Source organism: Pseudomonas sp. No.21, assembly GCF_054558415.1.
In genome coordinates this window covers 444,708-467,900 of the sequence record NZ_BAAJNO010000004.1, presented here as the reverse complement: position 1 = coordinate 467,900, position 23,193 = coordinate 444,708, and the positions used below count along the sequence as shown (strand labels likewise).

Here is a 23,193-nt window from a genome sequence, read left to right as displayed (position 1 = left end):
CGACATGCCGAGTTTCGAAATCTTCCTCGCCATTGGCATGTTCACCGCCATCGTCCTCGCGCTGGTGGTGGTCATCCTCGCCGCCCGCGCCAAGCTGGTGTCCAGCGGCGACGTGAACATCGTGATCAACCGCGAGCGCACCATCACCGTCCCGGCCGGCGGCAAGCTGCTGCAGACTCTGGCGGCGCAGAACGTCTTCCTCTCCTCGGCCTGCGGCGGCGGCGGTACCTGCGCCCAGTGCAAGTGCGTGGTGGAGAGCGGCGGCGGCGAGATGCTGCCCACCGAGGAGTCCCACTTCACCCGCCGCCAGGCGAAGGAAGGCTGGCGCCTGTCCTGCCAGACCCCGGTGAAGCAGGACATGCACATCGAAGTACCCGAAGAGGTCTTCGGCGTTAAGAAGTGGGAGTGCACGGTGGAGTCCAACCCCAACGTCGCCACTTTCATCAAGGAGCTGACCCTGCGCCTGCCGGAAGGGGAGAGCGTGGACTTCCGCGCCGGTGGCTACGTGCAGCTCGAGTGCCCGCCCCACGAGGTGCACTACAAGGACTTCGACATCCAGCCCGAGTACCGGGCCGACTGGGACAGGTTCAATTTCTGGAAGTACGTCTCCAGGGTCGACGAGACCGTCATCCGTGCCTACTCCATGGCCAACTACCCGGACGAGAAGGGCATCGTGAAGTTCAACATCCGCGTGGCCTCGCCGCCGCCGGGCAAGGACGAGATCCCTCCGGGCAAGATGTCCTCCTGGGTGTTCAACCTCAAGCCGGGCGACAAGGTCACCGTGTACGGCCCCTTCGGCGAGTTCTTCGCCAAGGACACCGACGCCGAGATGGTCTTCATCGGTGGCGGCGCGGGCATGGCGCCCATGCGCTCGCACATCTTCGACCAGCTCAAGCGCCTGGGCTCCCAGCGCAAGATCAGCTTCTGGTACGGCGCGCGCTCCCTGCGCGAGGCCTTCTACACCGAGGAGTACGACCAGCTGGCCGCCGAGAACCCCAACTTCCAGTGGCACCTGGCGCTGTCCGACCCGCAGCCCGAGGACAACTGGACCGGCTACACCGGCTTCATCCACAACGTGCTGTTCGAGAACTACCTCAAGGACCACCCGGCCCCCGAGGACTGCGAGTTCTACATGTGCGGCCCGCCGATGATGAACGCGGCAGTGATCAAGATGCTGCTGGACCTGGGCGTCGAGCGCGAGAACATCCTGCTGGACGACTTCGGTGGTTAGATCCGTTGCCCTGCTGCTTTCGGCCAGCTTCCTGCTGGCCGGTTGCGGCGATTCCCTGGAACAGTTCGGCGGCCCGACCATGGGCAGCAGCTACTCGGTGAGGTACGTGCGCAGCGCGTCCGGGCCCGCCGTGGAGCAGGTGCGGGGGGAGGTGGAGGGCATCCTCGCCGAGATCGACCGGCAGATGTCCACCTACCGCGCCGATTCCGACGTGGAGCGCTTCAACGCCCTGCCGGCGGGCCGCTGCATGGCCCTGCCGGCGCCCATGCTGGAGCTGGTGGCCTTCGGCGACAGCCTGTCCGCACAGAGCGACGGCGCCTTCGACATGACCCTGGAGCCGCTGCTCAACCTCTGGGGCTTCGGCCCGCAATCGCGAGGCGACCAGGTGCCCAGCGCCGAGGCCATTGCCACGGCCCGTGCCGATGTCGGCCACCAGCACCTCAAGCGCCAGGGCGACCAACTGTGCAAGGACGCCGCCGTGCAGCTGGACTTCAACGCCATCGCCGCCGGCTACGCCGTGGACCGTGTCAGCGCGCGACTGGGCGAGCTGGGCGTGACCAGCTCGCTGGTGGAGATCACCGGGGAAATGAAGGCCGTCGGCCACAAGCCCGATGGCAGCCCCTGGCGCGTGGCCATCGAGGCGCCGCGCGATGACCGCCAGGTGGCGCAGAAGATTGTTGCACTGCAGGACATGGGCATTTCCACCTCAGGCGACTATCGCAACTACTTCGAACGGGGTGGACAGCGGTATTCTCACACCCTCGATCCCACCAGCGGCGCCCCCATCACCCATCACCTGGCAGCGGTCACGGTCATCGACCCGTCGGCCCTGCGTGCCGATGGACTGTCTACGCTGTTGATGGTGCTCGGTCCCGAGGCCGGCCTGGCGTTCGCCGACCGCCACGACATCGCGGCGTTCTTCATCACCCGTGAAGGCACGGGCTTCGCCACCCGCGGCAGCCGCCGCTTCGAGCAACTGTTCCCCACGGAGGCGCACTGAACATGACCTGGCTACTGGTCTTTTTGATCATGCTGCTGGTGGTGCTGGGCATGGCCATCGGCGTGATCATGGGGCGCAAGCCCATCGCCGGCTCCTGCGGCGGCATCGCCAACCTGGGGATCGAGAAGGAATGCTCGATCTGTGGCGGCAATCGCGAAAAGTGCGAGGAGGCCAATCGCGACGGCGATGTAGTGGATACAAAACTCGCCTACGACGCGACCAAGCGCTAATGTGCAGCGCCATGCAGTGTGACTAAGCTGCGCGCCGAGTTCGAAACGCTGCGGTGACCTGTTCCGCGGCCCTGCCGGAGGCCACAGAGAGCCCTTCGGCCCGTTATGAGGAGTAAGCATGGCTGTCTACAACTACGACGTAGTGGTGCTGGGTTCCGGCCCGGCGGGTGAGGGCGCGGCGATGAACGCCGCCAAGGCCGGGCGCAAGGTGGCGGTGGTCGACAACCGCCCGCTGGTCGGCGGCAATTGCACCCACCTGGGCACCATCCCGTCCAAGGCCCTGCGTCACTCGGTGCGGCAGATCATGCAGTACAACACCAACCCGCTGTTCCGCCAGATCGGCGAGCCGCGCTGGTTCTCCTTCCCCGACGTGCTCAAGAGCGCCGAGCGGGTGATCTCCAAGCAGGTCGCCTCGCGCACCGGCTACTACGCCCGCAACCGCGTCGATGTGTTCTTCGGCACCGCCAGCTTCTCCGACGAGCAGACCGTCGAAGTGGTATGCGCCAGCGGCGTGGTGGAAAAGCTGGTGGCCAAGCAGGTCATCATCGCCACCGGCTCGCGCCCCTATCGCCCGGCGGACGTGGACTTCCATCACCCGCGCATCTACGACAGCGACACCATCCTCAGCCTCACCCATACCCCGCGCCGCATCATCATCTACGGCGCCGGTGTGATCGGCTCGGAATACGCCTCCATCTTCAGCGGCCTGGGCGTGCTGGTGGACCTGATCGACAACCGCGACCAACTGCTCAGCTTCCTCGACGACGAGATCTCCGACGCCCTCAGCTACCACTTGCGCAACAACAACGTGCTCATCCGCCACAACGAGGAGTACGAGCGCATCGAGGGGCTGGAGAACGGCGTGATCCTGCACCTGAAGTCCGGCAAGAAGATCAAGGCCGACTGCCTGCTGTGGTGCAATGGCCGTACCGGCAACACCGACCGCCTGGGGCTGGAGAACATCGGCATCAAGGTCAATAGCCGTGGCCAGATCGCCGTGGACCAGTACTACCGCACCGAGGTGGGCAACATCTTCGCAGCGGGTGACGTGATCGGCTGGCCGAGCCTGGCCAGCGCCGCCGCCGACCAGGGCCGCTCGGCCGCCGGCAGCGCGGTGGAGAACGACAGCTGGCGTTTCGTCGATGACGTGCCGACCGGCATCTACACCATTCCGGAGATCAGTTCCATCGGCAAGAACGAGCGCGAGCTGACCCAGGCGAAGATCCCCTACGAGGTGGGCAAGGCCTTCTTCAAGGGCATGGCCCGGGCGCAGATCTCCCACGAACCGGTGGGCATGCTGAAGATCCTGTTCCACCGCGAAACCCTGGAGGTGCTCGGTGTGCACTGCTTCGGCTACCAGGCCTCGGAGATCGTCCACATCGGCCAGGCGATCATGAACCAGAAGGGCGAAGCCAACAGCATCAAGTACTTCATCAACACCACCTTCAACTACCCGACCATGGCGGAAGCCTATCGGGTGGCGGCGTTCGACGGCCTCAACCGGCTTTTTTGAGCGGCACCGGCCGGGCGCCTGAACCGGCCGGGGAGGACCCTCTCGGCGATCCGCGCACCTGGCGCTGGCCGAATCGGGAGAGCTTCTGATCAGGCGACGCCCATGAAAAGACCGGCCCTTGCGGCCGGTTTTTTCGTTCTGGGGGGAGTGACACTCGGATGGGCGTAGGGTGGGCTTCAGCCCACCGCTTGCTCAGTAAGCCGTGCTGAACCTCGCACCCTTGGGCCTCCCTGCGCTCGGCGCCAACCCAGGGTGCCGAGAGGGCGGGAACAACGAGGCTTCAGCGTGCCAACGTGCTCACCGCCACGCCAGGGAAGTCGGTGATGATGCTGTCCACGCCGAAGTCGGCGAGGCGGCGCATCAGGGCCGGCTCGTTCACCGTCCACACCGACACGTGCAGGCCCTGCTTCTGCGCCTTCTGCAGGCGCTCGGGGGTGCACAGGGTCCAGTTCAGCGCCAGCAGGCTGCAACCATGGTTGGCGGCGACCTTCAGCGGGTCGAGCCAGGCATACTCGGCTACCAGGCCACGGGCGAGGTCGGGCGTCAGGCGGTTCAGCGCGCGCAGTACCTCGCGGGAGCTGGAGGTGACGGTGACCTTCTCCAGCAGCCCGTGGCGCTCGGCCAGTTCGCGGATGGCCAGCACGGTGCGCGCGGCGCGCACGCGGGAAGCGCTCTTCACTTCCAGCTGCCAGTGGTCGAAGTCGCACTGCTCGAAGAGCTCTTCCAGGCGCGGGATGGGGCAGGGCTTCACCCAGCCGGGCCCGCCCTGGCGGGCGTCGTAGGTCACCAGTTCTTCGGCATCGTGCTCCACCACCTTGCCGCGGCGACCGGTGGTGCGCTTGAGCGTCGGGTCGTGGATCACCATCAGTTCGCCGTCACGGGACAGGTGCAGGTCGAGTTCGCAGCGTTTCACGCCGTGGGAGAGGCACTGCTGGAAGCTGGCCAGGGTGTTTTCCGGGCATTCGCCCTTGGCGCCGCGATGGCCGTAGATCAGGGTCACTGTGAAACCTCGGGGTGTCTTGGTTGGTGGTAGCGGACGCTGTCGACGACATGCCCGCTCTCGAAATAGACGGAGAACTCCCGGTAGTCCCAGCGCGTGATCGGCGGTTTGCCGACGGCGGGATGTTCCTCGTCCGGCAGGCCGAAACGCTCGAGTACGGCGCGCTGCGATTCGCCGCGCGCGGGCAGCGAAAGGCCGCTGTCGCCTTGCTGGCCGACAGGGATCTCGATGGTTTCGGCCAGGGCCGGGAGGGGGAGGGACAGGCAGAGCAGGAGCAGAAGGCGCGACATGGAGTCATCCTGGAGGCGGAACCGGGCGAGCGCGGGCCTGGCGGCGAGCCTGGGCCTGCTTCTGCAGGATATGTCGGGCGAGCAACTGGCGCTGTGCGTCAGTCAGCGCTTCGAATTCGGTGCCGATCTCGAACTGGCCGTCATCGCGTGGCTGGCTGTGGATCACCACTGCACGCAGCAGCAGGCCGAGCGCCTGGGGCATCAGTACCATCTTGATGGCCAGGTGGCTGCCGAGCTCGAAGGGCTGCGGGCAGAGGAAGCCGACACCGCCCTCGGAGAGCGTCACCCGGCGCGGTGGGCCGATGTCGCGCATCAGGCTCTGGGCCACGGCCTGGCCGAGCAGGTCGATGCGCTTGTTCATCACCTTCAGGTAATTGGCCAGGGTCCGGTCGCGCTCGGAAATGTGCCGCAGCAGGTGCTGGGACTCGAAGTCCATCAGGTGCAGGTCACTGAGCAGATTGAACAGCGGCGACGGGTCGTGGAGCTCCTCGCTGGCCTGCGCCTGGGCGTGGGTCAGGGGGGTAAATTCCAGTGCGATCGTATCGTCGATACGGTAGTATTCGCGGCGGTCATCTGCGTCTTGTGTCGACATGGCGAACCCATGGCTGCAGGGGTGGTCTGAGTGTAAAGCTGCTCGCCGGGCCCCGCCACAAGGACGTTCCTTTCTTCGCAAGCGAACTTTTTTCTATGTTCAGACCGCTGCCCCTGTTCATCGGCGCCCGCTACACGCGCGCCAAGCGTCGCAGTTACTTCGTCTCGTTCATCTCCCTGACTTCCATGATCGGCCTCGCCCTCGGCGTGCTGGTGATGATCCTCGTGCTGTCGGTGATGAACGGCTTCGACCGCGAGATGCGCGAGCGCGTGCTGGGCATGGTGCCCCACGCCACCATCGAGTCCGCCGTGCCGATCAACGACTGGCAGGCGCTGGCCGACAAGGTCCGCGCACACCCGGGCATCGTCGCGGTGGCACCTTTCACCCAGATGCAGGGCCTGCTGACCAACGACGGCAAGGTACAGAAGGTGCTGGTCAATGCGGTCGACCCGGCGCTGGAAAGCCAGGTCTCGATCATCGACGACTACTTCAAGCAGGGCGACCTGGCTTCGCTGCGCGCCGGCGAGTTCGGCATCGTCATCGGCGACAAGGCGGCTACCAAGCTCGGCGTCGGCCTCGGCGACAAGGTCACCTTCGTGCTGCCGGAAGTGGCGGTCACCCCGGCCGGCGTGTTCCCGCGCATGAAGCGCTTCACCGTGGTCGGCATCTTCCATGTCGGCGCGGGCGAACTGGACGGCGCCCTGGCCGTGGCCAACATCAAGGACACCGCGCGCCTGCACCGCTGGAAGCCGGACCAGGTGCAGGGCCTGCGCCTGAAGCTCGACGACCTGTTCCAGGCGCCGCGCGTCGCCTGGCAGATCGCCGGGCAGCTCAAGGGCGAGGACTTCTATGCCCGCGACTGGACCCGCACCCACGGCAACCTCTACCAGGCCATCCGCATGGAGAAGACCATGATCGGCCTGCTGCTGCTGCTGATCGTCGCCGTCGCCGCGTTCAACATCATTTCCACCCTGGTCATGGTGGTCACCGACAAGAAGGGCGACATCGCCATCCTGCGCACCCTCGGCGCCACGCCGGGGCAGATCATGGGCATCTTCATGGTCCAGGGCACGGTGATCGGCGTGGTCGGCACCGCCATCGGCTGCGTGCTGGGCATCCTTGCCGCCCTCAATGTCAGCGCCGCCATCTCCTGGCTGGAGGACGTGCTCGGCCACAAGTTCCTCAGCGCCGACGTCTACTTCATCGACTACCTGCCCTCTCAGCTGATGCTGGAGGATGTGGTGCTGGTCTGCGGCGCCGCGCTGGTCCTGAGTTTCTTCGCCACCCTTTACCCGGCCTGGCGTGCCGCGCGCACCCAGCCCGCAGAGGCGCTTCGTTATGAGTGACGTGAAAGATCGCGCGGTACTGAGCTGCCGCAACCTGGGCAAGAGCTACGAGGAAGGCCCGCAATCGGTACAGGTGCTGTCCGGCGTCGAGCTGGAGCTGCACCCGGGCGAGCGCATCGCCATCGTCGGCAGCTCGGGTTCGGGCAAGAGCACCCTGCTGAACATGCTCGGCGGGCTCGACACCCCCAGCACCGGCAGCGTCTGGCTGGCGGGCGAGGAGCTGTCCGCCCTCAACGAGAAGGCCCGTGGCCTGCTGCGCAACCGCGCGCTGGGCTTCGTCTACCAGTTCCATCACCTGCTGCCCGAGTTCACTGCGCTGGAGAACGTCTGCATGCCGCTGCTGATCGGCCGCACGCCGATCGCCGAGGCACGCCAGCGCGCCACGGCCCTGCTGGAGCGCGTCGGCCTCGCCCATCGCCTGTCGCACAAGCCGGCGGAGCTCTCCGGCGGCGAGCGCCAGCGCGTGGCCATCGCCCGCGCCCTGGTCAACAACCCCGAGCTGGTGCTGCTCGACGAGCCCACCGGCAACCTCGACAAGCACACCGCCCAGAGCATCCAGGAGCTGATGCTGGAGCTCAGCGGTTCGTTGCGTACCGCCTTCCTGGTGGTGACCCACGACCTGCAACTGGCCCAGCAGATGGACCGGGTGCTGCGCCTGGAAGAAGGCCGGCTGGTGGCTGCCTGACATGTTCAGACCCCTGGCGATATTCATCGGCGCGCGCTACACCCGCGCGAAGCGCCGCAACCACTTCATCTCCTTCATTTCGCTGACCTCGATGATCGGCCTCGCCCTGGGCGTGCTGGCGATGATCGTCGTGCTCTCGGTGATGAACGGCTTCCAGAAGGAGATGAGTTCGCGGATCCTCGGCATGGTGCCCCATGCCACCCTCGCCGCCGACCGGCCCCTGGATGACTGGCGCAGCGTCGCCAGCACGGCCATGAAACACCCCGAGGTGACCGGCGCGGTGCCCTTCGCCGAGCTGGAGGGGATGCTCTCCTACAAAGGCATGATGCAGCCGGTGCAGATCAACGGCATCGACCCGGCGGAGGAGCCCAAGGTCTCCATCATCGGCAAGCACATCGTCCAGGGCGCGCTGGAAGACCTGGTGCCTGGCGAGTTCGGCATCGTCGTGGGCGAGATCACCGCGCGGCGTTTCCACCTCAATGTCGGCGACAAGCTGACCCTGATCGTGCCGGAGGTCAGCAGCGCGCCGGGCGGCATCACCCCGCGCATGCAGCGCCTCAACGTGGTGGGGGTGTTCAAGGTGGGCGCCGAGCTCGACAGCTCCCTGGCGCTGATCAACGTCGCCGACGCCGCGGCCATCCAGCGCCTGCAGGAAGGCCAGGTGCAGAGCGTGCGCATCGCCCTGAAGGATCTCTACGAGGCGCCGCGCGTCTCCGCGCAGATCGTCAAGGCGCTGGGCGCGGGCTACCGCGCCGATGACTGGACCCACACCCAGGGCAGCCTGTTCAGCGCGATGAAGATGGAGAAGACCATGATCGGCCTGCTGCTGCTGCTGATCGTCGCCGTGGCCGCGTTCAACATCATCGCCACCTTGATCATGGTGGTCGCCGACAAGCGCGCCGACATCGCCATCCTCCGTACCCTGGGCGCCACGCCCCGGCAGATCATGGCCATCTTCATGGTCCAGGGCAGCGTCATCGGTGCGGTCGGCACTCTGATCGGCACGGTGCTGGGCATCGTCACTGCGCTCAATGTCAGCACCTGGATCGCCGCACTGGAGCGTGCCAGCGGGCAGCACATCTTCAGCTCCGACGTGTACTTCGTCAGCTACCTGCCTTCCGACCTGCAGGTGGCGGACGTGGTGTTGATCTGCGGTGCTGCGCTGCTGCTGAGCTTCCTCGCGACCCTCTATCCGGCCTGGCGCGCTGCCCAGACCCAGCCGGCGGAGGCGCTGCGCTACGAATAGGGCCCGACCCTGCACCATGAAAAACGCCGCTCGAAAGCGGCGTTTTTTCGTTTCAGGCCTGGAAACTGGCGCTACTGGTGCCCGGACTGCTGGCGGCGCTTCTGACGTTTGCGCCAGCTGTGGCCGACCCACCAGCGCCAGTAGAGCATGGTCAGCATGTAGCCCAGTGCGCCGACGAGGATGCCGCAGACGATGGAGCCGAGCAGGAAAGGCTGCCAGACGGTCGAGAGTTCCTGGGTGATCCAATGGAAGGTCAGCTCGTCGGGCAGGGTGCGCGGCGGCACACCCATCAGCCAGGCGCCCATCTTGTAGGTGCAATAGAAGACCGGCGGCATGGTGATAGGGTTCGTCAGCCAGACCAGGCCGACGGAGATCGGCAGGTTGGCGCGCACGGTGATGGCCAGGCCGGCGGCCAGCAGCATCTGCAGGGGCAAGGGTATGAACGCGGCGAACAGGCCCATCGCCATCGCCCGCGAGACCGAGTGGCGGTTGAGGTGCCAGAGGTTCGGATCATGGATCAGGGCGCCGAGGAAGCGCAGCGACTTGTGTTCCCTGATCAGGTCCGGGTTTGGCATGTAGCGTTTGAAGAGGCGACGCGGCATGAGGGTTCTCTGGCAGGCTGAAGCGCCGACATTATGCATTCATGGTTATGACATCGCCGGGTCAGTTTGTGTCGATAAATGAATGGAACCGCTCCGATCGACGGTCATTGGCCGTGTCGCGTGGCGGGGCTTCCCAGGGAGGGGAGTGCGATGGCGTGGGCGTTGGTGGCGCTGGGCAGTGGCCTGGCCGCGGTGCGGTTCATGCCGGCGTTGCCGCCGACCGCCTGGTTGCTCGTGGCGGCGGCACTGGGGCTGGCATTGTTGGCTGGACGCGGGCGGGCGCCCGGTCTGTTCCTGCTGGGGATCGCCTGGGGGTGCTGCTGTGCCCAATGGGCCCTGGATGATCGGCTGGACCCATCCCTCGATGGCGAGACCCGCTGGCTGGAGGGGCGGGTCGTCGGTCTGCCGCAACGGGGCAGCGGGGTGGTGCGCTTCGAGTTGGACGATCCGCAGATGCCGGGCACCGAATTGCCGTCGCGTATCCGCCTGTCCTGGTACGGCGGGCCACAGCTGCGCGGCGGGGAGCGCTGGCGCCTGGCCGTGACCCTCAAGCGCCCGCGTGGCCTGGTCAACCCGCATGCCTTCGATTACGAAGCCTGGCTCCTTGCCCGGCATACAGGCGCCAGCGGTTCGGTGAAGGCCGGCAAGCCGCTGGCGTCGGGCACCGGCCCCGCCGCCTGGCGTGACCGCTTGCGCCAGGGCATCGACCAGGCGCCGGCCCATGGGCGCAACGGCGGCATCTCGGCGCTGGTGCTCGGTGACGGCTCGGGACTGACCCCTGCCGACTGGCGGTTGCTGCAGGACACGGGGACGGTGCACCTGATGGTGATCTCCGGCCAGCACATCGCCCTGCTCGCCGCTGTGCTATACGGCGCCGTCGCGCTGCTGGCGCGGATCGGTCTCTGGCCCGGGCGCCTGCCCTGGTTGCCCTGCGCCTGTGCGTTGGCGCTCGTCGGATCGCTGGGCTATGGCTTCCTGGCCGGCTTCGATGTGCCGGTGCAGCGCGCATGCCTGATGACCGCCATCGCACTGCTCTGGCGCCTGCGTTTCCGCCACCTCGGGGTGGTGCGGCCGTTGCTGGTGGCCTTCTGCGTGGTGCTGGCGGCGGACCCGCTGGCTTCCCTGCAGGCAGGATTCTGGTTGTCCTTCGGCGCCGTGGCGTTGCTCATCCTGATCTTCGCCGGGCGGATGGGCGTGCCGCCCTGGTGGCTCAGTTGGTGGCGCGCGCAATGGACCATGGGGCTGGCGCTGTCACCCTTGCTGCTGGCGTTGGCGCTGCCCATCAGCCTGAGTGGCCCGCTGGCCAACCTGGTCGCCGTGCCCTGGGTCAGTCTGGTCTCGGTGCCGCTGTCCCTGCTCGGGGCTGCGCTGCAGGGCGTGCCCTGGTTGGGCACGGGGTTGCTGTGGCTGGCCGGTGGATCGCTGGAGCTGTTGTTCCGGCTGCTGGCCTGGATCGCCGCGTGGATTCCGGCCTGGCAGGCGACGGCCGTTCCTCCATGGGCCTGGCTGCTGGGCATGGGCGGCTGCCTGTTGCTGGTTCTTCCGGCGGGCGTGCCGGTACGCGTCCTGGGCGTGGCGTTGCTGTTGCCGGCATTGTTCCCCCCTCTCGAGCGGCCGCCCTGGGGGAGGGCGGACATCTGGCTGCTGGATGTCGGGCAGGGGCTGTCGGTGCTGGTGCGTACCCGGGAGCACGCGCTGCTCTACGACACGGGCGCCCGTCGCGGCGACTTCGACATGGGCGAGCGGGTGGTGCTGCCGAGCTTGCTGGGTCTGGGTGTGCGGCAGCTGGACCAGTTGCTGCTCAGCCATGCCGACAACGACCACGCCGGCGGTGCCGGAGCGGTGCTGCGTGGCATGCCGGTGGAACGGGTGGTCAGCGGTGAGCCGCTGCGCCTGCCGGCTGCGCTGGGCGCCCAGGCCTGTGGCAACGAGGCGTGGGAGTGGGACGGCGTGCGCCTGCGTACCTGGCGCTGGGACCAGGCACGCAGCGGCAACGACCGGTCCTGCGTGCTCAGCGTCGAGGCGCAGGGCGAGCGCATCCACCTGACCGGCGACATCGGTATCCAGGCCGAGGCCGCCTGGATCGCCAGCGGCGAACCCCTGCGCGCCGACTGGCTGCTGGCACCGCACCACGGCAGCGCCAGCTCTTCCTCGGCGGCGTTGATCGAGGCGGTGTCGCCTCGTGGTGCGTTGATCACCCGGGGCAGCCACAACGCCTTCGGTCATCCGCATCCGTCCGTCGTCGCCCGCTACCGTGCCTCTGGCGTCGCGATCCACGACACCGCGGAGTCCGGTGCGCTGCTGATCCGCCTCGGCGAACGTGACGAGGTGCGTGGACTGCGGACACAGGCACGTTTCTGGCGGGAAAAATGAGAACGGCGACGGTCGGCGGGGCCCTGACCCTGTGCTAGAGTTGCGCCACTTTTTTCAAGGGGATTTGCCACCGTGTGGGAGCTGGTCAAAGCAGGCGGCTGGATGATGCTGCCTATCATTCTGAGTTCCATCGCAGCCACCGCCATCATCGTGGAGCGCCTGTGGACGCTCCGTGCCAATCGCATCGCACCGCCGCAATTGCTCGGCCAGGTGTGGCGGATGGTCAAGGACAAGCAGCTCAACGCGCAGAAGCTCAAGGAGCTGCGTGCATCGTCCCCGCTGGGTGAGATCCTCGCCGCCGGCCTGGCCAATTCCAAGCATGGTCGCGAGATCATGAAGGAGTGCATCGAGGAGGCTGCATCCCGCGTCATTCACGAGCTGGAGCGCTACCTCAATACCCTGGGCACCATCGCGGCCATGGGCCCGCTGCTGGGCCTGCTGGGTACCGTGTTCGGGATGATCGAGATCTTCAGCGGCTTCATGGACAACGGCATGGCCAATGCCCCGGCCCTGGCCGGCGGTATCGGCAAGGCGCTGATCACCACCGCAGCTGGCCTGATGGTCGCCATCCCCGCCGTGTTCTTCCACCGTTTCCTGCTGCGCCGTGTCGACGAGCTGGTGGTGACCATGGAGCAGGAGGCGATCAAGCTGGTGGAAGTGACCCAGGGCGATCGTGAAGTGGACTTCGCAGAGGAAGCCAAAGCGTGAAGTTCCGTCGCCGGGCGGGCAACGTCGCCCGTGAGGAAGTCTTCCTCAACCTGACTTCGTTCATCGACGTGATCTTCGTGCTGCTGCTGTTCTTCGTGGTCACCACCACCTTCAGCCGCCCCAGCGAGTTGAAGATCGAATTGCCGGAAGCCGTCAGCGGCACGCCGGCCCAGGCCACCGAGGTGAAGACCCTGGAGCTGTCCATCAGTGCCGATGGCCAGTACGCGCTCAATGGCCAGGTGCTGGTGAAGAACGACCTGGCGACGGTGATGACGGCGCTGAGCAAGGAGTCCGGTGGTGACAACAGCCTGCCGATGATCATCAGCGCCGACGCCAAGACCACCCACCAGTCGGTGATCACCGCCATGGATGCGGCCGGCAAGCTGGGTTTCAGCAAGCTGCGCATCACCACGGTCGAGGCCCAGCCGGAGAAGCCCTGATGGCCTTCTCCGATCGCCTGCTGGACGCCTGGTACCGGGGGCATCCGGCCCTGGTGCTGCTTCGCCCCCTGGAGGCGTTGTTCCGCCTCGTAGTGCGGCGCAGGCGCGAGGCTTTCCTCGCCGGTGCGGGCCCCATCTACCGGTCCCCGGTGCCGGTCATGGTGGTGGGCAACATCACCGTCGGCGGCACCGGCAAGACCCCCATGATTCTCTGGCTCATCGAGCACTGCCGCGGCCTCGGCCTGCGCGTAGGCGTGGTCAGTCGTGGCTACGGTGCCAACCCGCCGAGCCTGCCCTGGCGGGTGCGGGCGGAGCAGGGGGCCGATGTCGCTGGCGATGAGCCCCTGCTGATCGTGCAGCGCACAGGCGCGCCCCTGATGATCGACCCCGATCGGGGCCGCGCCGTGGCGGCGTTGCTGGCCGACGGGCCGCTGGACCTGGTGCTCAGCGACGATGGCCTGCAGCACTATCGCCTGGCACGGGACATCGAACTGGTTCTGATCGACGCTGCCCGTGGCCTGGGCAATGGTCGTTGCCTGCCGGCCGGCCCCCTGCGCGAGCCGGCGCAGCGCCTCGAGAGTGTCGACGCGGTGCTCTACAACGGCGCCGACGCTGGCCCCGGGGGTGCCTATGGCTTCCGCCTGCGGCCCACCGCGTTGGTCAACCTGCTGAGTGGCGAACGGGTCGGTCTCGAGCATTTCCCCCCTGGACAGGCGCTTCACGCGGTCGCCGGCATCGGTAATCCACAGCGTTTCTTCACCACGCTCGAGGCGCTAAACTGGCGCCCGATTCCGCATGCTTTCGCCGACCACGCCAGCTTTGGTGCCGCCGAGCTGCAATTCAGCCCGGCACTGCCCCTGGTGATGACCGAGAAGGACGCGGTGAAATGCCGGGCCTTCGCCGCTGGCGACTGGTGGTACCTGGCCGTCGATGCCGTGCCCACCGAGGGCTTCGTCGCATGGCTCGACGCGCGCCTGGCACGCCTGGCCAGCGAACGCTCGTAACCCCATCAGCCACCCCTGTAGGTGGCCTCCAAGGACTCCCCATGGACACCAAACTGCTCGATATCCTCGCCTGCCCTCTGTGCAAGGGCGCGCTGAAGCTCGCCGACGACAAGAGCGAGCTGGTCTGCAAGGCCGATGCTCTGGCCTTCCCCGTCCGCGAAGGCATCCCGGTGATGCTGGAGAGCGAGGCGCGCACCCTCAACGTCGATGAACGGCTGGACAAGTGATGGGCCAGGCATTCACCGTCGTCATCCCCGCTCGCTACGCTTCCACGCGCCTGCCCGGCAAGCCGCTGCAGGACATCGGCGGCAAGCCGATGATCCAGCACGTCTGGGAGCAGGCTCGACGCAGCTCGGCGGAACGCGTGGTGGTGGCCACCGACGATCCGCGCATCGTCGAGGCCTGCAAGGCGTTCGGCGCCGATGCGGTGCTGACCCGTGTTGACCACAACTCCGGCACCGACCGCCTGGCCGAGGTCGCCACCCAGCTGGGGCTCGGTGACGATGCCATCGTGGTCAACGTGCAGGGCGACGAGCCACTGATTCCGCCGTCGATCATCGATCAGGTGGCAGCCAACCTGGCCGCCCATCCCGAGGCCGGCATCGCCACCCTGGCCGAGCCGATCCATGAGGTTGAGGCGTTGTTCAACCCCAACGTGGTCAAGGTGTCGACCGACGCCCAGGGCCTGGCCCTGACCTTCAGTCGCGCACCGCTGCCCTGGGCCCGGGACGCCTTCGCCCAAGGGCGCGATGCACTGCCCGAAGGGGTGCCTTACCGCCGGCATATCGGCATCTACGCCTACCGCGTGCGGTTTCTCCATGACTTCGTCGCATGGGGCCCCTGCTGGTTGGAGGACACCGAGTGCCTGGAGCAGCTTCGCGCGCTCTGGCACGGTGTGCGCATCCATGTGGCCGATGCACTCGAGGCGCCGGCTGCGGGGGTCGATACCGCCGAAGACCTGGAGCGGGTCCGCCGCTTGCTGGGGGCCTGATGAAGGTCCTGTTCGTCTGCCTCGGCAATATCTGCCGCTCGCCCACCGCCGAGGGTGTGCTGCGTCACAAGCTGCGCAAGGCGGGCCTGGATGGACGGGTGGAGGTCGACTCCGCCGGCACCGGCGACTGGCATGTCGGCAAGGCGCCGGACATGCGTACCCGCCAGGCGGCCCAGCGCCGTGGCTATGACCTTTCCCTGCTGCGCGCGCGCCAGGTGAGCGTGGACGATTTCGCCCGTTTCGACCTGGTTCTGGCGATGGACCACAGCAACCTGCGCGACCTCGAGGGGCTGCGTCGCGGCGGCAGTGAGCCGGACCTGTTCCTGCGTCGCTACGGCCTGGTGCCCGAAGAGGTTCCGGATCCCTACTACGGGGGCGAGGAGGGCTTCGAGGAGGTGCTGGACCTGATCGAGCAGGCCTGTGACGGCCTGGTCGCCGAGATACGGGGGCGCCTGTGAGCCTGGTCCTTTCCGAGAATGTCTCCCTCAAGCCTTTCAACACCTTTGGCATCGATGTCCGGGCGCGGTTGTTCGCCGAAGCCCGTGACGAGGCCGAGGTGCGCGAGGCGCTGGCACTGGCGGCGGAGCGTGGCGTACCGCTGCAGGTGTTCGGCGGCGGCAGCAACCTGTTGCTGACCCGGGATGTCGACGCGCTGGTACTGCGCATGGCCAGCCGTGGCGTGCATATCCTGAGTGACGATGGTGATTCGGTGGTGGTCGAGGCGGAGGCCGGGGAGGCCTGGCACCCCTTCGTGCTCTGGACCCTGGAGCAGGGCCAGGTGGGGCTGGAGAACCTCAGCCTGATTCCCGGTACGGTCGGCGCGGCGCCGATGCAGAACATCGGTGCCTATGGGGTGGAGATCAAGGACGTGTTCGCCGGGTTGACCGCGCTGGATCGCCAGACCGGCGAGCTGCGTGAGTTTGCTCTGGAAGAGTGCGCCTTCGCCTACCGGGACAGCCTGTTCAAGCGTGAAGCGGGCCGCTGGCTGATCCTGCGAGTGCGCTTCCGCTTGAGCCGCAATGCGCGTCTGCACCTGGACTACGGCCCGGTGCGCCAGCGCTTGCAGGAACAGGGCGTGGATGCCCCGACGGCGCTGGATGTGAGCCGTGCCATCTGTTCCATCCGCAGCGAAAAGCTGCCCGACCCGGCGCAACTGGGCAACGCCGGCAGCTTCTTCAAGAACCCGCTGGTTTCCGCAGAGCTGGCCGAGCGGCTGCGCGGCGAGCACGTGGATCTGGTGGCCTATCCGCAAAGGGGTGGGCAGGTGAAGCTGGCGGCGGGCTGGCTTATCGAGCGCGCGGGCTGGAAGGGCTTCCGAGACGGCGATGCGGGTGTCCACCGTTTGCAGGCGTTGGTGCTGGTCAACTACGGCGGTGCCACCGGGCAGCAGCTTTGGGCTCTGGCGCAGCGCATCCAGGCCGATATCGCCGAGCGTTTCGGCGTGGCGCTGGAGATGGAGCCGAACCTGCTCTGAGGCGGGCTGAACGGCTATGAAAGGGATGCTTCTGCATCCCTTTTTTTTGGCCTGCAGGAGGGCGGGGTGCCGCGCCGTGGCCTGTGCCCGACCCGCAGGCGCGATTGGCGTCATGTGGATCGGGGCCTGGATACCTTTTCCGGCCCAAAGAAAAAGGGATGCCGAAGCATCCCTTTTTCATTCAGGCAGGGCCTCAGACGGTCGGTTTGGACTCGTCCTTGGCTTCTTCCTCTTCCTTCGCTTCTTCAGCAACGGCTTCCTCGGTGGTGCTGCTGGCCTGGGTCACTTCGACCTTCGGCTCTTCAGCGACTTCCGGGGCTTCCACGCTGGCTTCGACGGCAGGCTCGACCTGGGCTTCAGCCACCGGCTCCTGCTCAGCGGCGACTTCGACCACGGCCGGGGCGGCTTCTTCAACCACCGGGGCTGCCACGGCCGGAGCGGCAGCGGCTTCACGTGCCAGGCGCTCGGCTTCCTGCTGGCGACGACGCACTTCACGAGGGTCGTTCGGTGCGCGGCCACCGGCGCTGACCGGCGCAGCGGCGGGAGCGGAGACCGGTTCGGCTTCAACCGGGGCTTCGACCGGGGCCGGAGCCTCGACTTCCGCGACGGTTTCGGCAGCCGGTGCGACGTCAACCGGGGCTTCGACGGCGACGGTTTCGACGGCCGGTTCGGCAACCACGACGGACACTTCGCTTTCGATGACGGCCGGGGCGCTGGTCTCGACCACTGCGGCGGGTTCCTGCTCCTGGGCGATGGTTTCGGCGATGGTTTCGGCAGCCGGGGCTTCGCTGGTGGCGTTTTCGACCGGGGTCGGTTCGCTGCTGGCCTGGCCTTCGGTCTGCTCGGCGATGATGCCGGCAGCGACGGCGGTCACGGCGACGGCGGCGGGAACGCTGCCTTCGACAGTGGCTTCTTCGCTACCTTCCACGCCTTCTTCGCCTTCGACTTCACGCTGGCGCTCGCGGCGGTTGCTGCGACGACGCTGGCCGCGGGAGCGACGACGAGGACGTTCGCCATCGGCGCCTTCCTGATCATCGTCCAGCAGCTCTTCGTTATTCAGCAGTTCTTCTTCGCTGGGCTCGGCAGCCTGCTCGGTGCGCGGTGCGCGCTCTTCACGGGGCTGGCGCTCCTCGCGCGGCGGACGCTCGCCACGTTCGCGGCGGTTTTCCTGGCCTTCGCGGGGCTCGCGCGGCTCACGAGCTTCGCGAGGTGCACGTTCTTCACGCGGTTGGCGCTCTTCACGAGGTTGACGCTCCTCGCGAGGCTCACGCGGTGCGCGCTCTTCACGGGGCTCGCGCGGTTCGCGGGCTTCGCGAGGCTGGCGATCTTCACGCGGTTGACGCTCCTCGCGCGGCGGACGCTCGCCACGTTCACGGCGGTTTTCCTGGCCTTCGCGCGGCTCACGCGTCTCGCGGGCTTCGCGCGGCTGGCGCTCTTCACGTGGCTTGCGCTCTTCGCGACCTTCACGGCTGTCACGACGGCGGTTCTGCTGACGACCGTTACGGCGCTCCTCGGTGCGGGCGGTGCGCTCGCTGGAGGTGCTCTTTTCGGTGGCGGCGGGTTGGGCTTCTTCCTTGCCAGCGAACAGGCCTACCAGCGACTTCACCAGGCCCTTGAACAGGCTCGGTTCGGCCGCGGCGACAGCGGCGGTCGGAGGGGCCAGGGGGGCCGGGGCGGGGCGCTCGGGGGCGACGGTCTTCACCGCGGCTTCCTGGCGGACCAGGGTGCGGGTGGCGGCGGCCGGCTGGTGATCCTCGGTTTCGGTCGGGGTCATCTCGTAGCTGGACTGGCCGTTCATCACTTCCGGGCTGTCATCGCGCAGGCGCTGCACTTCGAAGTGCGGCGTCTCGAGATGGTCGTTCGGCAGGATGACGATGCGGGCGCGGGTACGCAGCTCGATCTTGGTGATGCTGTTGCGCTTCTCGTTGAGGAGGAAGGCGGCAACCGGGATCGGCACCTGGGCGCGAACTTCCGCGGTGCGGTCCTTCAGGGCCTCTTCCTCGATCAGGCGCAGGATCGCCAGCGACAGGGACTCGACGTCACGGATGATGCCCTGGCCGTTGCAACGGGGGCAGACGATGCCGCTGCTCTCGCCGAGGGACGGGCGCAGGCGCTGGCGGGACATTTCCAGCAGGCCGAAGCGGGAGATGCGGCCGACCTGGACGCGGGCGCGGTCGGCTTCCAGGGCTTCGCGGACCTTCTCTTCCACGGCGCGCTGGTTCTTGGCCGGGGTCATGTCGATGAAATCGATGACGATCAGGCCGCCGATATCGCGCAGGCGCAGCTGACGGGCGATTTCCTCGGCCGCCTCCAGGTTGGTCTGCAGGGCGGTTTCTTCGATGTCACCGCCTTTGGTCGCACGCGCCGAGTTGATGTCGATGGACACCAGGGCTTCGGTCGGGTCGATGACGATGGAGCCGCCGGACGGCAGCTTCACTTCGCGCTGGAAGGCGGTTTCGATCTGGCTTTCGATCTGGAAGCGGTTGAACAGCGGAACGCTGTCCTGATAGAGCTTGATCTTGTTCTGGTACTGCGGCATCACCTGGCGGATGAAGCTCAGGGCTTCTTCCTGGGCTTCCACGCTGTCGACCAGTACTTCACCGATGTCCTGGCGCAGGTAGTCGCGGATGGCGCGGATGATGACGTTGCTTTCCTGGTAGATCAGGAACGGGGCGCCGCGTTCGCCGGAGGCTTCCTTGATGGCGCTCCACAGCTGCAGCAGGTAGTCCAGGTCCCACTGCAGCTCTTCGCTGGAGCGGCCCAGGCCTGCGGTGCGTACGATCAGGCCCATGTCGGCCGGGGCGTTCAGGCCGTTCAGGGCTTCACGCAGTTCGTTGCGCTCTTCGCCTTCGATGCGACGGGAGATGCCACCGGCACGTGGGTTGTTCGGCATCAGCACCAGATAGCGGCCGGCGAGGCTGATGAAGGTGGTCAGGGCTGCGCCCTTGTTGCCGCGTTCTTCCTTCTCGACCTGGACGATGACTTCCTGGCCTTCGTTGAGCACGTCCTTGATGTTGACGCGCCCCTCGGGGGACTTCTTGAAGTACTCGCGGGAGATTTCTTTCAGCGGCAGGAAGCCGTGACGATCGGCGCCGAAGTCGACGAATGCGGCCTCGAGGCTAGGCTCGATGCGGGTGATGCGGCCCTTGTAGATGTTGGCCTTTTTCTGTTCACGGGCGCCCGACTCGATATCCAGGTCGTACAGGCGTTGGCCGTCGACCAGGGCAACACGCAACTCTTCGGGCTGAGTTGCGTTAATCAGCATTCTTTTCATGTAGTACCGTCGGTTTCCGGGGCTGCCGGAAACGGCGATCAGCACACACGACTCTCGCGGTCGGTGTCAGGTGCGCGTCAGGAGCGGCATGCCACTCCCGTGTCCAGCGACATCCAGGCCAGTAGGGCCGGGGTCGCGACGACGTCTCCTGCTTGCTGTTGTCGTAACAGAAGCACGTTGTCAGGAGGAGGAATCAGCCATCGGTAGCGGACGAGATAAAGCGTCTTGATTGAAGCGTTTGCTACGCAGTCCGACGGTTGTGCATCTCCACCCTACACTTGTCCCTTGAAAATCGGGTGCCGCTCGCAGAATCCGTAGCGGGTTGCATTTACCGCGACTGCCCCTAGGGGATTGTCGCGCGTCATGGCTCAAGGCGTTTTTCTCTGGATATTCGCGCTCTGTGCGGCGAGATATTCTGAAGGACGGCCTGACGTCCTGAATGGGTTGCACGTGGCTGGGATGGCAGTTTTGGCGATCATCCGGGGCACGGCCGCTTTTGGCGGCGTTCGCGACTATAGCAGTAATCATTAAGTGCTTCAATTCCATAAAAAATTGTTATGATGCCCGCCATGACTACTCCTCCCTCCCCAACCTCCAGCGTCCAGCTGCTTGAGGTTGCGCCGGAATATGCCGGCCAGCGAATCGATAATTTCCTGCGCACACAGCTCAAGGGTGTTCCCAAGACGCTGGTCTACCGCATCCTTCGCAAGGGTGAGGTGCGGGTGAACAAGGGGCGGATCAAGCCCGAGTACAAGCTCCAGGCCGGTGACATCGTTCGTGTGCCGCCCTTGCGGCTGGCCGAGCGTGATGAGGCGGCGCCCGTGGCGCAGGGCATGCTCGAGCGCCTGGAGGCGGCGATCGTCTACGAGGACAAGGGCCTGATCGTGCTCAACAAGCCGGCCGGTATTGCCGTGCACGGCGGCAGTGGGTTGAGCTTCGGTGTGATCGAGGCGTTCCGCCAGTTGCGCCCTGATGCCAAGGAGCTGGAGCTGGTGCACCGGCTGGATCGGGATACCTCCGGCCTTCTGATGATCGCCAAGAAGCGCAGCATGCTTCGTCATCTCCACGAGGCCCTGCGCGGCGATGGCGTCGACAAGCGCTACATGGCACTGGTTCGCGGAAGCTGGCCGACCTCGAAGAAGAAGGTCAGCGCGCCGCTGCTTAAGAACAATCTGCGCTCGGGTGAGCGCATGGTCGAGGTCAATGACGAGGGCAAGGAAGCGCTGACCGAATTCCGTGTGCTGCGCCGCTTCGGCGAGTTCGCCACGTTGGTCGAGGCGAGTCCCATCACCGGGCGGACCCACCAGATCCGCGTACACACCCGTCACGCCGGCCATGCCATCGCGGGTGACCCCAAGTATGGGGACGAGGATTTTTCCCGCGAGATCCGTGAGCTGGGCGGCAAACGCCTGTTCCTGCACGCCTACGCGCTATCGCTGGTGTTGCCGGATGGCGCGCCGCTGCAGGTCGAGGCGCCGGTAGATGAGATGTGGGAGAAGACCCTGGAGCGCCTCGGTGCCTGACTATCGCCTGCTGGTATTCGATTGGGACGGCACGCTGGTGGATTCCATCTCGCGCATCGTTGAATCCCTGCAAGTCGCAGCCGAGGCTTGCGGGTTGCCGCAGTTGGGCGAGTCGGCCCTGAAAGGCATCATTGGCCTCGGCCTGCCCGAGGCGATTCGCGTGCTTTATCCCGGGTTCGACGACCCCGTGGCAGTCCAGCGCTATCGAGAGGTCTACGGAGCCCATTACAGTCGGCTGGAGGCGCAGCCTTCCGCGTTGTTCCCAGGTGTGCTGGGCGCTCTCGAAGGCTTCCGAAATGAGGGATATCTGCTGGCGGTCGCTACCGGCAAGACCCGGCGCGGCCTGGATCATGTGCTGGCTGGTCGTGGCTGGCTCGATTACTTCGATATCACCCGTTGCGCGGACGAGACCGCGAGCAAGCCGGATCCGCGCATGCTGCACGAGATTCTCCAGCATTGCCGTGTGGATGCCGGGCAGGCGTTGATGGTCGGTGACTCGCCCTTCGATCTGCGGATGGCTCGCCGGGCGGGGATGGATTCTGTGGCGGTGGGGTACGGCGCCCAGTCCCTGGATGTGTTGCGTGGGGAGTCGCCGCGACTGGCGATCGAGCATTTCGATGAATTGCGTCACTGGCTCGCTGGTGGTGCGAACAAACACACTATGAAGGTGGATCTGCATGTCGGATGAATGGAAGGCTTCGACGCCTGCGGGCGGTGACGATGACAAGAGCTGGAAGTTGCTGGAAAAGGCCGTGCTGGCGGGTGTTCAGGAGCAGCGTCGCTCGCGTCGCTGGGGCATTTTCTTCAAGGTACTGACCTTCCTCTACCTGTTCGTGGCGCTGGCGCTCTTCTCGCCGCTTTTCGATCTGCAGAAGACTGCGGCGCGGGGCGAGAACCACACGGCGCTGGTCGAAGTGAAGGGCATGATCGCCGATGACGAGGCTGCCAGTGCCGACAATATCGTCGGCAGCCTGCGCGCTGCCTTCGAAGATCCTAAGACCAAGGGCATCGTCCTGCGCATCAACAGCCCGGGTGGTAGCCCGGTGCAGTCCGGCTATATCTACGACGAGATCCGGCGGCTGCGTGGGGAGCACGCGGATATCAAGGTCTATGCGGTGATTACCGACCTGGGGGCCTCTGGTGCCTACTACATCGCCAGCGCCGCCGATGAGATCTATGCCGACAAGGCCAGTCTGGTCGGTTCCATCGGTGTTACTGCCGCGAGCTTCGGTTTCGTCGACCTGATGGGTAAGCTGGGTGTCGAGCGTCGTGTCTACACCTCGGGTGAGCACAAGGCCTTCCTCGATCCCTTCCAGCCACAGAAGGCCGAGGAGACCCAGTTCTGGCAAGGCGTGCTCGATACCACTCACAAGCAGTTCATCGAAAGCGTGAAGAAAGGTCGTGGTGATCGCCTGAAGGTCGAAGGGCATCCGGAGCTGTTCAGTGGCCTGGTCTGGTCCGGAGAGCAGGCCCTCGAGCTGGGCTTGGTGGACAAGTTGGGTAGCACCAGCTTCGTTGCGCGCGAAGTGATCGGCGAAAAGGAGATCGTCGACTACACCAAGCAGGAGACGCCCTTCGATCGCTTCGCCAAGCGGCTCGGTGCCAGCGTGGCGGAGCGCCTGGCCCTATGGATGGGGTTCCAGGGGCCGAGCCTGCGCTGACCCATCGCTG

The 23,193-nt window shown here is 66.3% G+C and carries 23 protein-coding genes; 18 read left to right on the top strand and 5 right to left on the bottom strand.

Features of this window, described 5'->3' with window-relative positions; all coding sequences use genetic code 11:
• Positions 1-4 precede the first annotated feature (4 nt).
• From nqrF to sthA, 4 genes are all read left to right on the top strand, one after another.
• On the top strand, positions 5-1,231 hold the full coding sequence (gene nqrF, locus ACYJSS_RS10560) for an NADH:ubiquinone reductase (Na(+)-transporting) subunit F (RefSeq protein WP_111262759.1): 1,227 nt from the start codon (positions 5-7) through the stop codon (positions 1,229-1,231).
• Positions 1,224-2,231 (top strand): FAD:protein FMN transferase, encoded by a 1,008-nt coding sequence (locus ACYJSS_RS10555; RefSeq protein ID WP_111262760.1) that lies wholly within the window; start codon positions 1,224-1,226, stop codon positions 2,229-2,231. The genes nqrF and ACYJSS_RS10555 overlap by 8 nt, the downstream gene beginning before the upstream one ends.
• 2 nt (positions 2,232-2,233) lie before the next feature.
• Positions 2,234-2,461: a (Na+)-NQR maturation NqrM gene (nqrM, locus tag ACYJSS_RS10550; RefSeq protein ID WP_111262761.1), complete on the top strand. Its 228-nt coding sequence runs from the start codon at positions 2,234-2,236 to the stop codon at positions 2,459-2,461.
• Positions 2,462-2,579: 118 nt separating this feature from the next.
• The gene (sthA, locus tag ACYJSS_RS10545; protein WP_111262762.1) at positions 2,580-3,974 is read left to right on the top strand and encodes a Si-specific NAD(P)(+) transhydrogenase; all 1,395 of its coding nucleotides are present in this window, start codon (positions 2,580-2,582) and stop codon (positions 3,972-3,974) included.
• 280 nt (positions 3,975-4,254) lie between these two features.
• Here sthA and ACYJSS_RS10540 read toward each other — a convergent pair whose 3' ends face one another.
• Genes ACYJSS_RS10540 through ACYJSS_RS10530 form a run of 3 tightly spaced genes read right to left on the bottom strand, consistent with a single transcriptional unit; the run spans position 4,255 to position 5,856 of the window.
• Entirely contained in the window at positions 4,255-4,974 is a 720-nt protein-coding gene (locus ACYJSS_RS10540; RefSeq protein ID WP_111262763.1) for a glycerophosphodiester phosphodiesterase, read from the bottom strand.
• On the bottom strand, positions 4,971-5,264 hold the full coding sequence (locus ACYJSS_RS10535) for a phosphodiesterase (RefSeq protein WP_459479845.1): 294 nt from the start codon (positions 5,262-5,264) through the stop codon (positions 4,971-4,973). Before ACYJSS_RS10535 ends, ACYJSS_RS10540 begins: the two co-directional genes overlap by 4 nt.
• Positions 5,265-5,268: 4 nt before the next feature.
• Positions 5,269-5,856: a PilZ domain-containing protein gene (locus ACYJSS_RS10530; RefSeq protein WP_111262765.1), complete on the bottom strand. Its 588-nt coding sequence runs from the start codon at positions 5,854-5,856 to the stop codon at positions 5,269-5,271.
• A 95-nt stretch (positions 5,857-5,951) separates the two neighbouring features.
• On the opposite strand from ACYJSS_RS10530, the gene ACYJSS_RS10525 reads away from it, so the two are divergent.
• The 3 genes from ACYJSS_RS10525 to ACYJSS_RS10515 are packed head-to-tail and all read left to right on the top strand — an operon-like array spanning position 5,952 to position 9,133.
• Entirely contained in the window at positions 5,952-7,202 is a 1,251-nt protein-coding gene (locus ACYJSS_RS10525; protein WP_111262766.1) for a lipoprotein-releasing ABC transporter permease subunit, read from the top strand.
• Position 7,203: 1 nt separating this feature from the next.
• Positions 7,204-7,887 carry a lipoprotein-releasing ABC transporter ATP-binding protein LolD gene (lolD, locus tag ACYJSS_RS10520; RefSeq protein WP_178082989.1) on the top strand — a complete coding sequence of 228 codons (684 nt, stop codon included), beginning with the start codon at positions 7,204-7,206 and terminating at the stop codon, positions 7,885-7,887.
• Between the two features lies 1 nt (position 7,888).
• On the top strand, positions 7,889-9,133 hold the full coding sequence (locus tag ACYJSS_RS10515; protein WP_111262768.1) for a lipoprotein-releasing ABC transporter permease subunit: 1,245 nt from the start codon (positions 7,889-7,891) through the stop codon (positions 9,131-9,133).
• Between the two features lie 71 nt (positions 9,134-9,204).
• Here the strand turns inward: ACYJSS_RS10515 and ACYJSS_RS10510 are convergent, their stop codons facing one another.
• The gene (locus ACYJSS_RS10510; RefSeq protein WP_111262769.1) at positions 9,205-9,735 is read right to left on the bottom strand and encodes a DUF2062 domain-containing protein; all 531 of its coding nucleotides are present in this window, start codon (positions 9,733-9,735) and stop codon (positions 9,205-9,207) included.
• Between the two features lie 150 nt (positions 9,736-9,885).
• Between ACYJSS_RS10510 and ACYJSS_RS10505 the strand changes: the two genes are divergently transcribed.
• From ACYJSS_RS10505 to murB, 8 genes are all read left to right on the top strand, one after another.
• Positions 9,886-12,108, top strand: a complete 2,223-nt coding sequence (locus ACYJSS_RS10505) for a DNA internalization-related competence protein ComEC/Rec2 (protein ID WP_236205744.1) — start codon at positions 9,886-9,888, stop codon at positions 12,106-12,108.
• Between the two features lie 72 nt (positions 12,109-12,180).
• Complete coding sequence (locus ACYJSS_RS10500; protein WP_111262770.1) at positions 12,181-12,816, top strand: MotA/TolQ/ExbB proton channel family protein; 636 nt, start codon at positions 12,181-12,183, stop codon at positions 12,814-12,816.
• The gene (locus tag ACYJSS_RS10495; protein ID WP_111262771.1) at positions 12,813-13,256 is read left to right on the top strand and encodes an ExbD/TolR family protein; all 444 of its coding nucleotides are present in this window, start codon (positions 12,813-12,815) and stop codon (positions 13,254-13,256) included. The genes ACYJSS_RS10500 and ACYJSS_RS10495 overlap by 4 nt, the downstream gene beginning before the upstream one ends.
• Positions 13,256-14,260, top strand: coding sequence for a tetraacyldisaccharide 4'-kinase (gene lpxK / locus ACYJSS_RS10490; protein ID WP_111262772.1), 1,005 nt, complete (start codon positions 13,256-13,258; stop codon positions 14,258-14,260). Before ACYJSS_RS10495 ends, lpxK begins: the two co-directional genes overlap by 1 nt.
• Before the next feature lie 41 nt (positions 14,261-14,301).
• Complete coding sequence (locus tag ACYJSS_RS10485) at positions 14,302-14,487, top strand: Trm112 family protein (RefSeq protein WP_111262773.1); 186 nt, start codon at positions 14,302-14,304, stop codon at positions 14,485-14,487.
• Positions 14,487-15,251: a 3-deoxy-manno-octulosonate cytidylyltransferase gene (kdsB, locus tag ACYJSS_RS10480; protein ID WP_111262774.1), complete on the top strand. Its 765-nt coding sequence runs from the start codon at positions 14,487-14,489 to the stop codon at positions 15,249-15,251. Before ACYJSS_RS10485 ends, kdsB begins: the two co-directional genes overlap by 1 nt.
• Positions 15,251-15,709, top strand: coding sequence for a low molecular weight protein-tyrosine-phosphatase (locus ACYJSS_RS10475; protein WP_111262775.1), 459 nt, complete (start codon positions 15,251-15,253; stop codon positions 15,707-15,709). Before kdsB ends, ACYJSS_RS10475 begins: the two co-directional genes overlap by 1 nt.
• On the top strand, positions 15,706-16,725 hold the full coding sequence (gene murB, locus ACYJSS_RS10470) for a UDP-N-acetylmuramate dehydrogenase (protein WP_236205745.1): 1,020 nt from the start codon (positions 15,706-15,708) through the stop codon (positions 16,723-16,725). Before ACYJSS_RS10475 ends, murB begins: the two co-directional genes overlap by 4 nt.
• A 193-nt stretch (positions 16,726-16,918) precedes the next feature.
• On the opposite strand, the gene rne is transcribed toward murB, so the two are convergent.
• Complete coding sequence (rne, locus tag ACYJSS_RS10465) at positions 16,919-19,999, bottom strand: ribonuclease E (RefSeq protein WP_236205746.1); 3,081 nt, start codon at positions 19,997-19,999, stop codon at positions 16,919-16,921.
• 569 nt (positions 20,000-20,568) lie between these two features.
• On the opposite strand from rne, the gene rluC reads away from it, so the two are divergent.
• Genes rluC through sppA form a run of 3 tightly spaced genes read left to right on the top strand, consistent with a single transcriptional unit; the run spans position 20,569 to position 23,183 of the window.
• Positions 20,569-21,522: a 23S rRNA pseudouridine(955/2504/2580) synthase RluC gene (rluC, locus tag ACYJSS_RS10460; RefSeq protein WP_111262441.1), complete on the top strand. Its 954-nt coding sequence runs from the start codon at positions 20,569-20,571 to the stop codon at positions 21,520-21,522.
• The gene (locus ACYJSS_RS10455; protein WP_111262435.1) at positions 21,515-22,210 is read left to right on the top strand and encodes an HAD-IA family hydrolase; all 696 of its coding nucleotides are present in this window, start codon (positions 21,515-21,517) and stop codon (positions 22,208-22,210) included. The genes rluC and ACYJSS_RS10455 overlap by 8 nt, the downstream gene beginning before the upstream one ends.
• Positions 22,200-23,183, top strand: coding sequence for a signal peptide peptidase SppA (gene sppA, locus ACYJSS_RS10450; RefSeq protein ID WP_111262434.1), 984 nt, complete (start codon positions 22,200-22,202; stop codon positions 23,181-23,183). Before ACYJSS_RS10455 ends, sppA begins: the two co-directional genes overlap by 11 nt.
• The last annotated feature ends 10 nt before the right edge of the window (positions 23,184-23,193 follow it).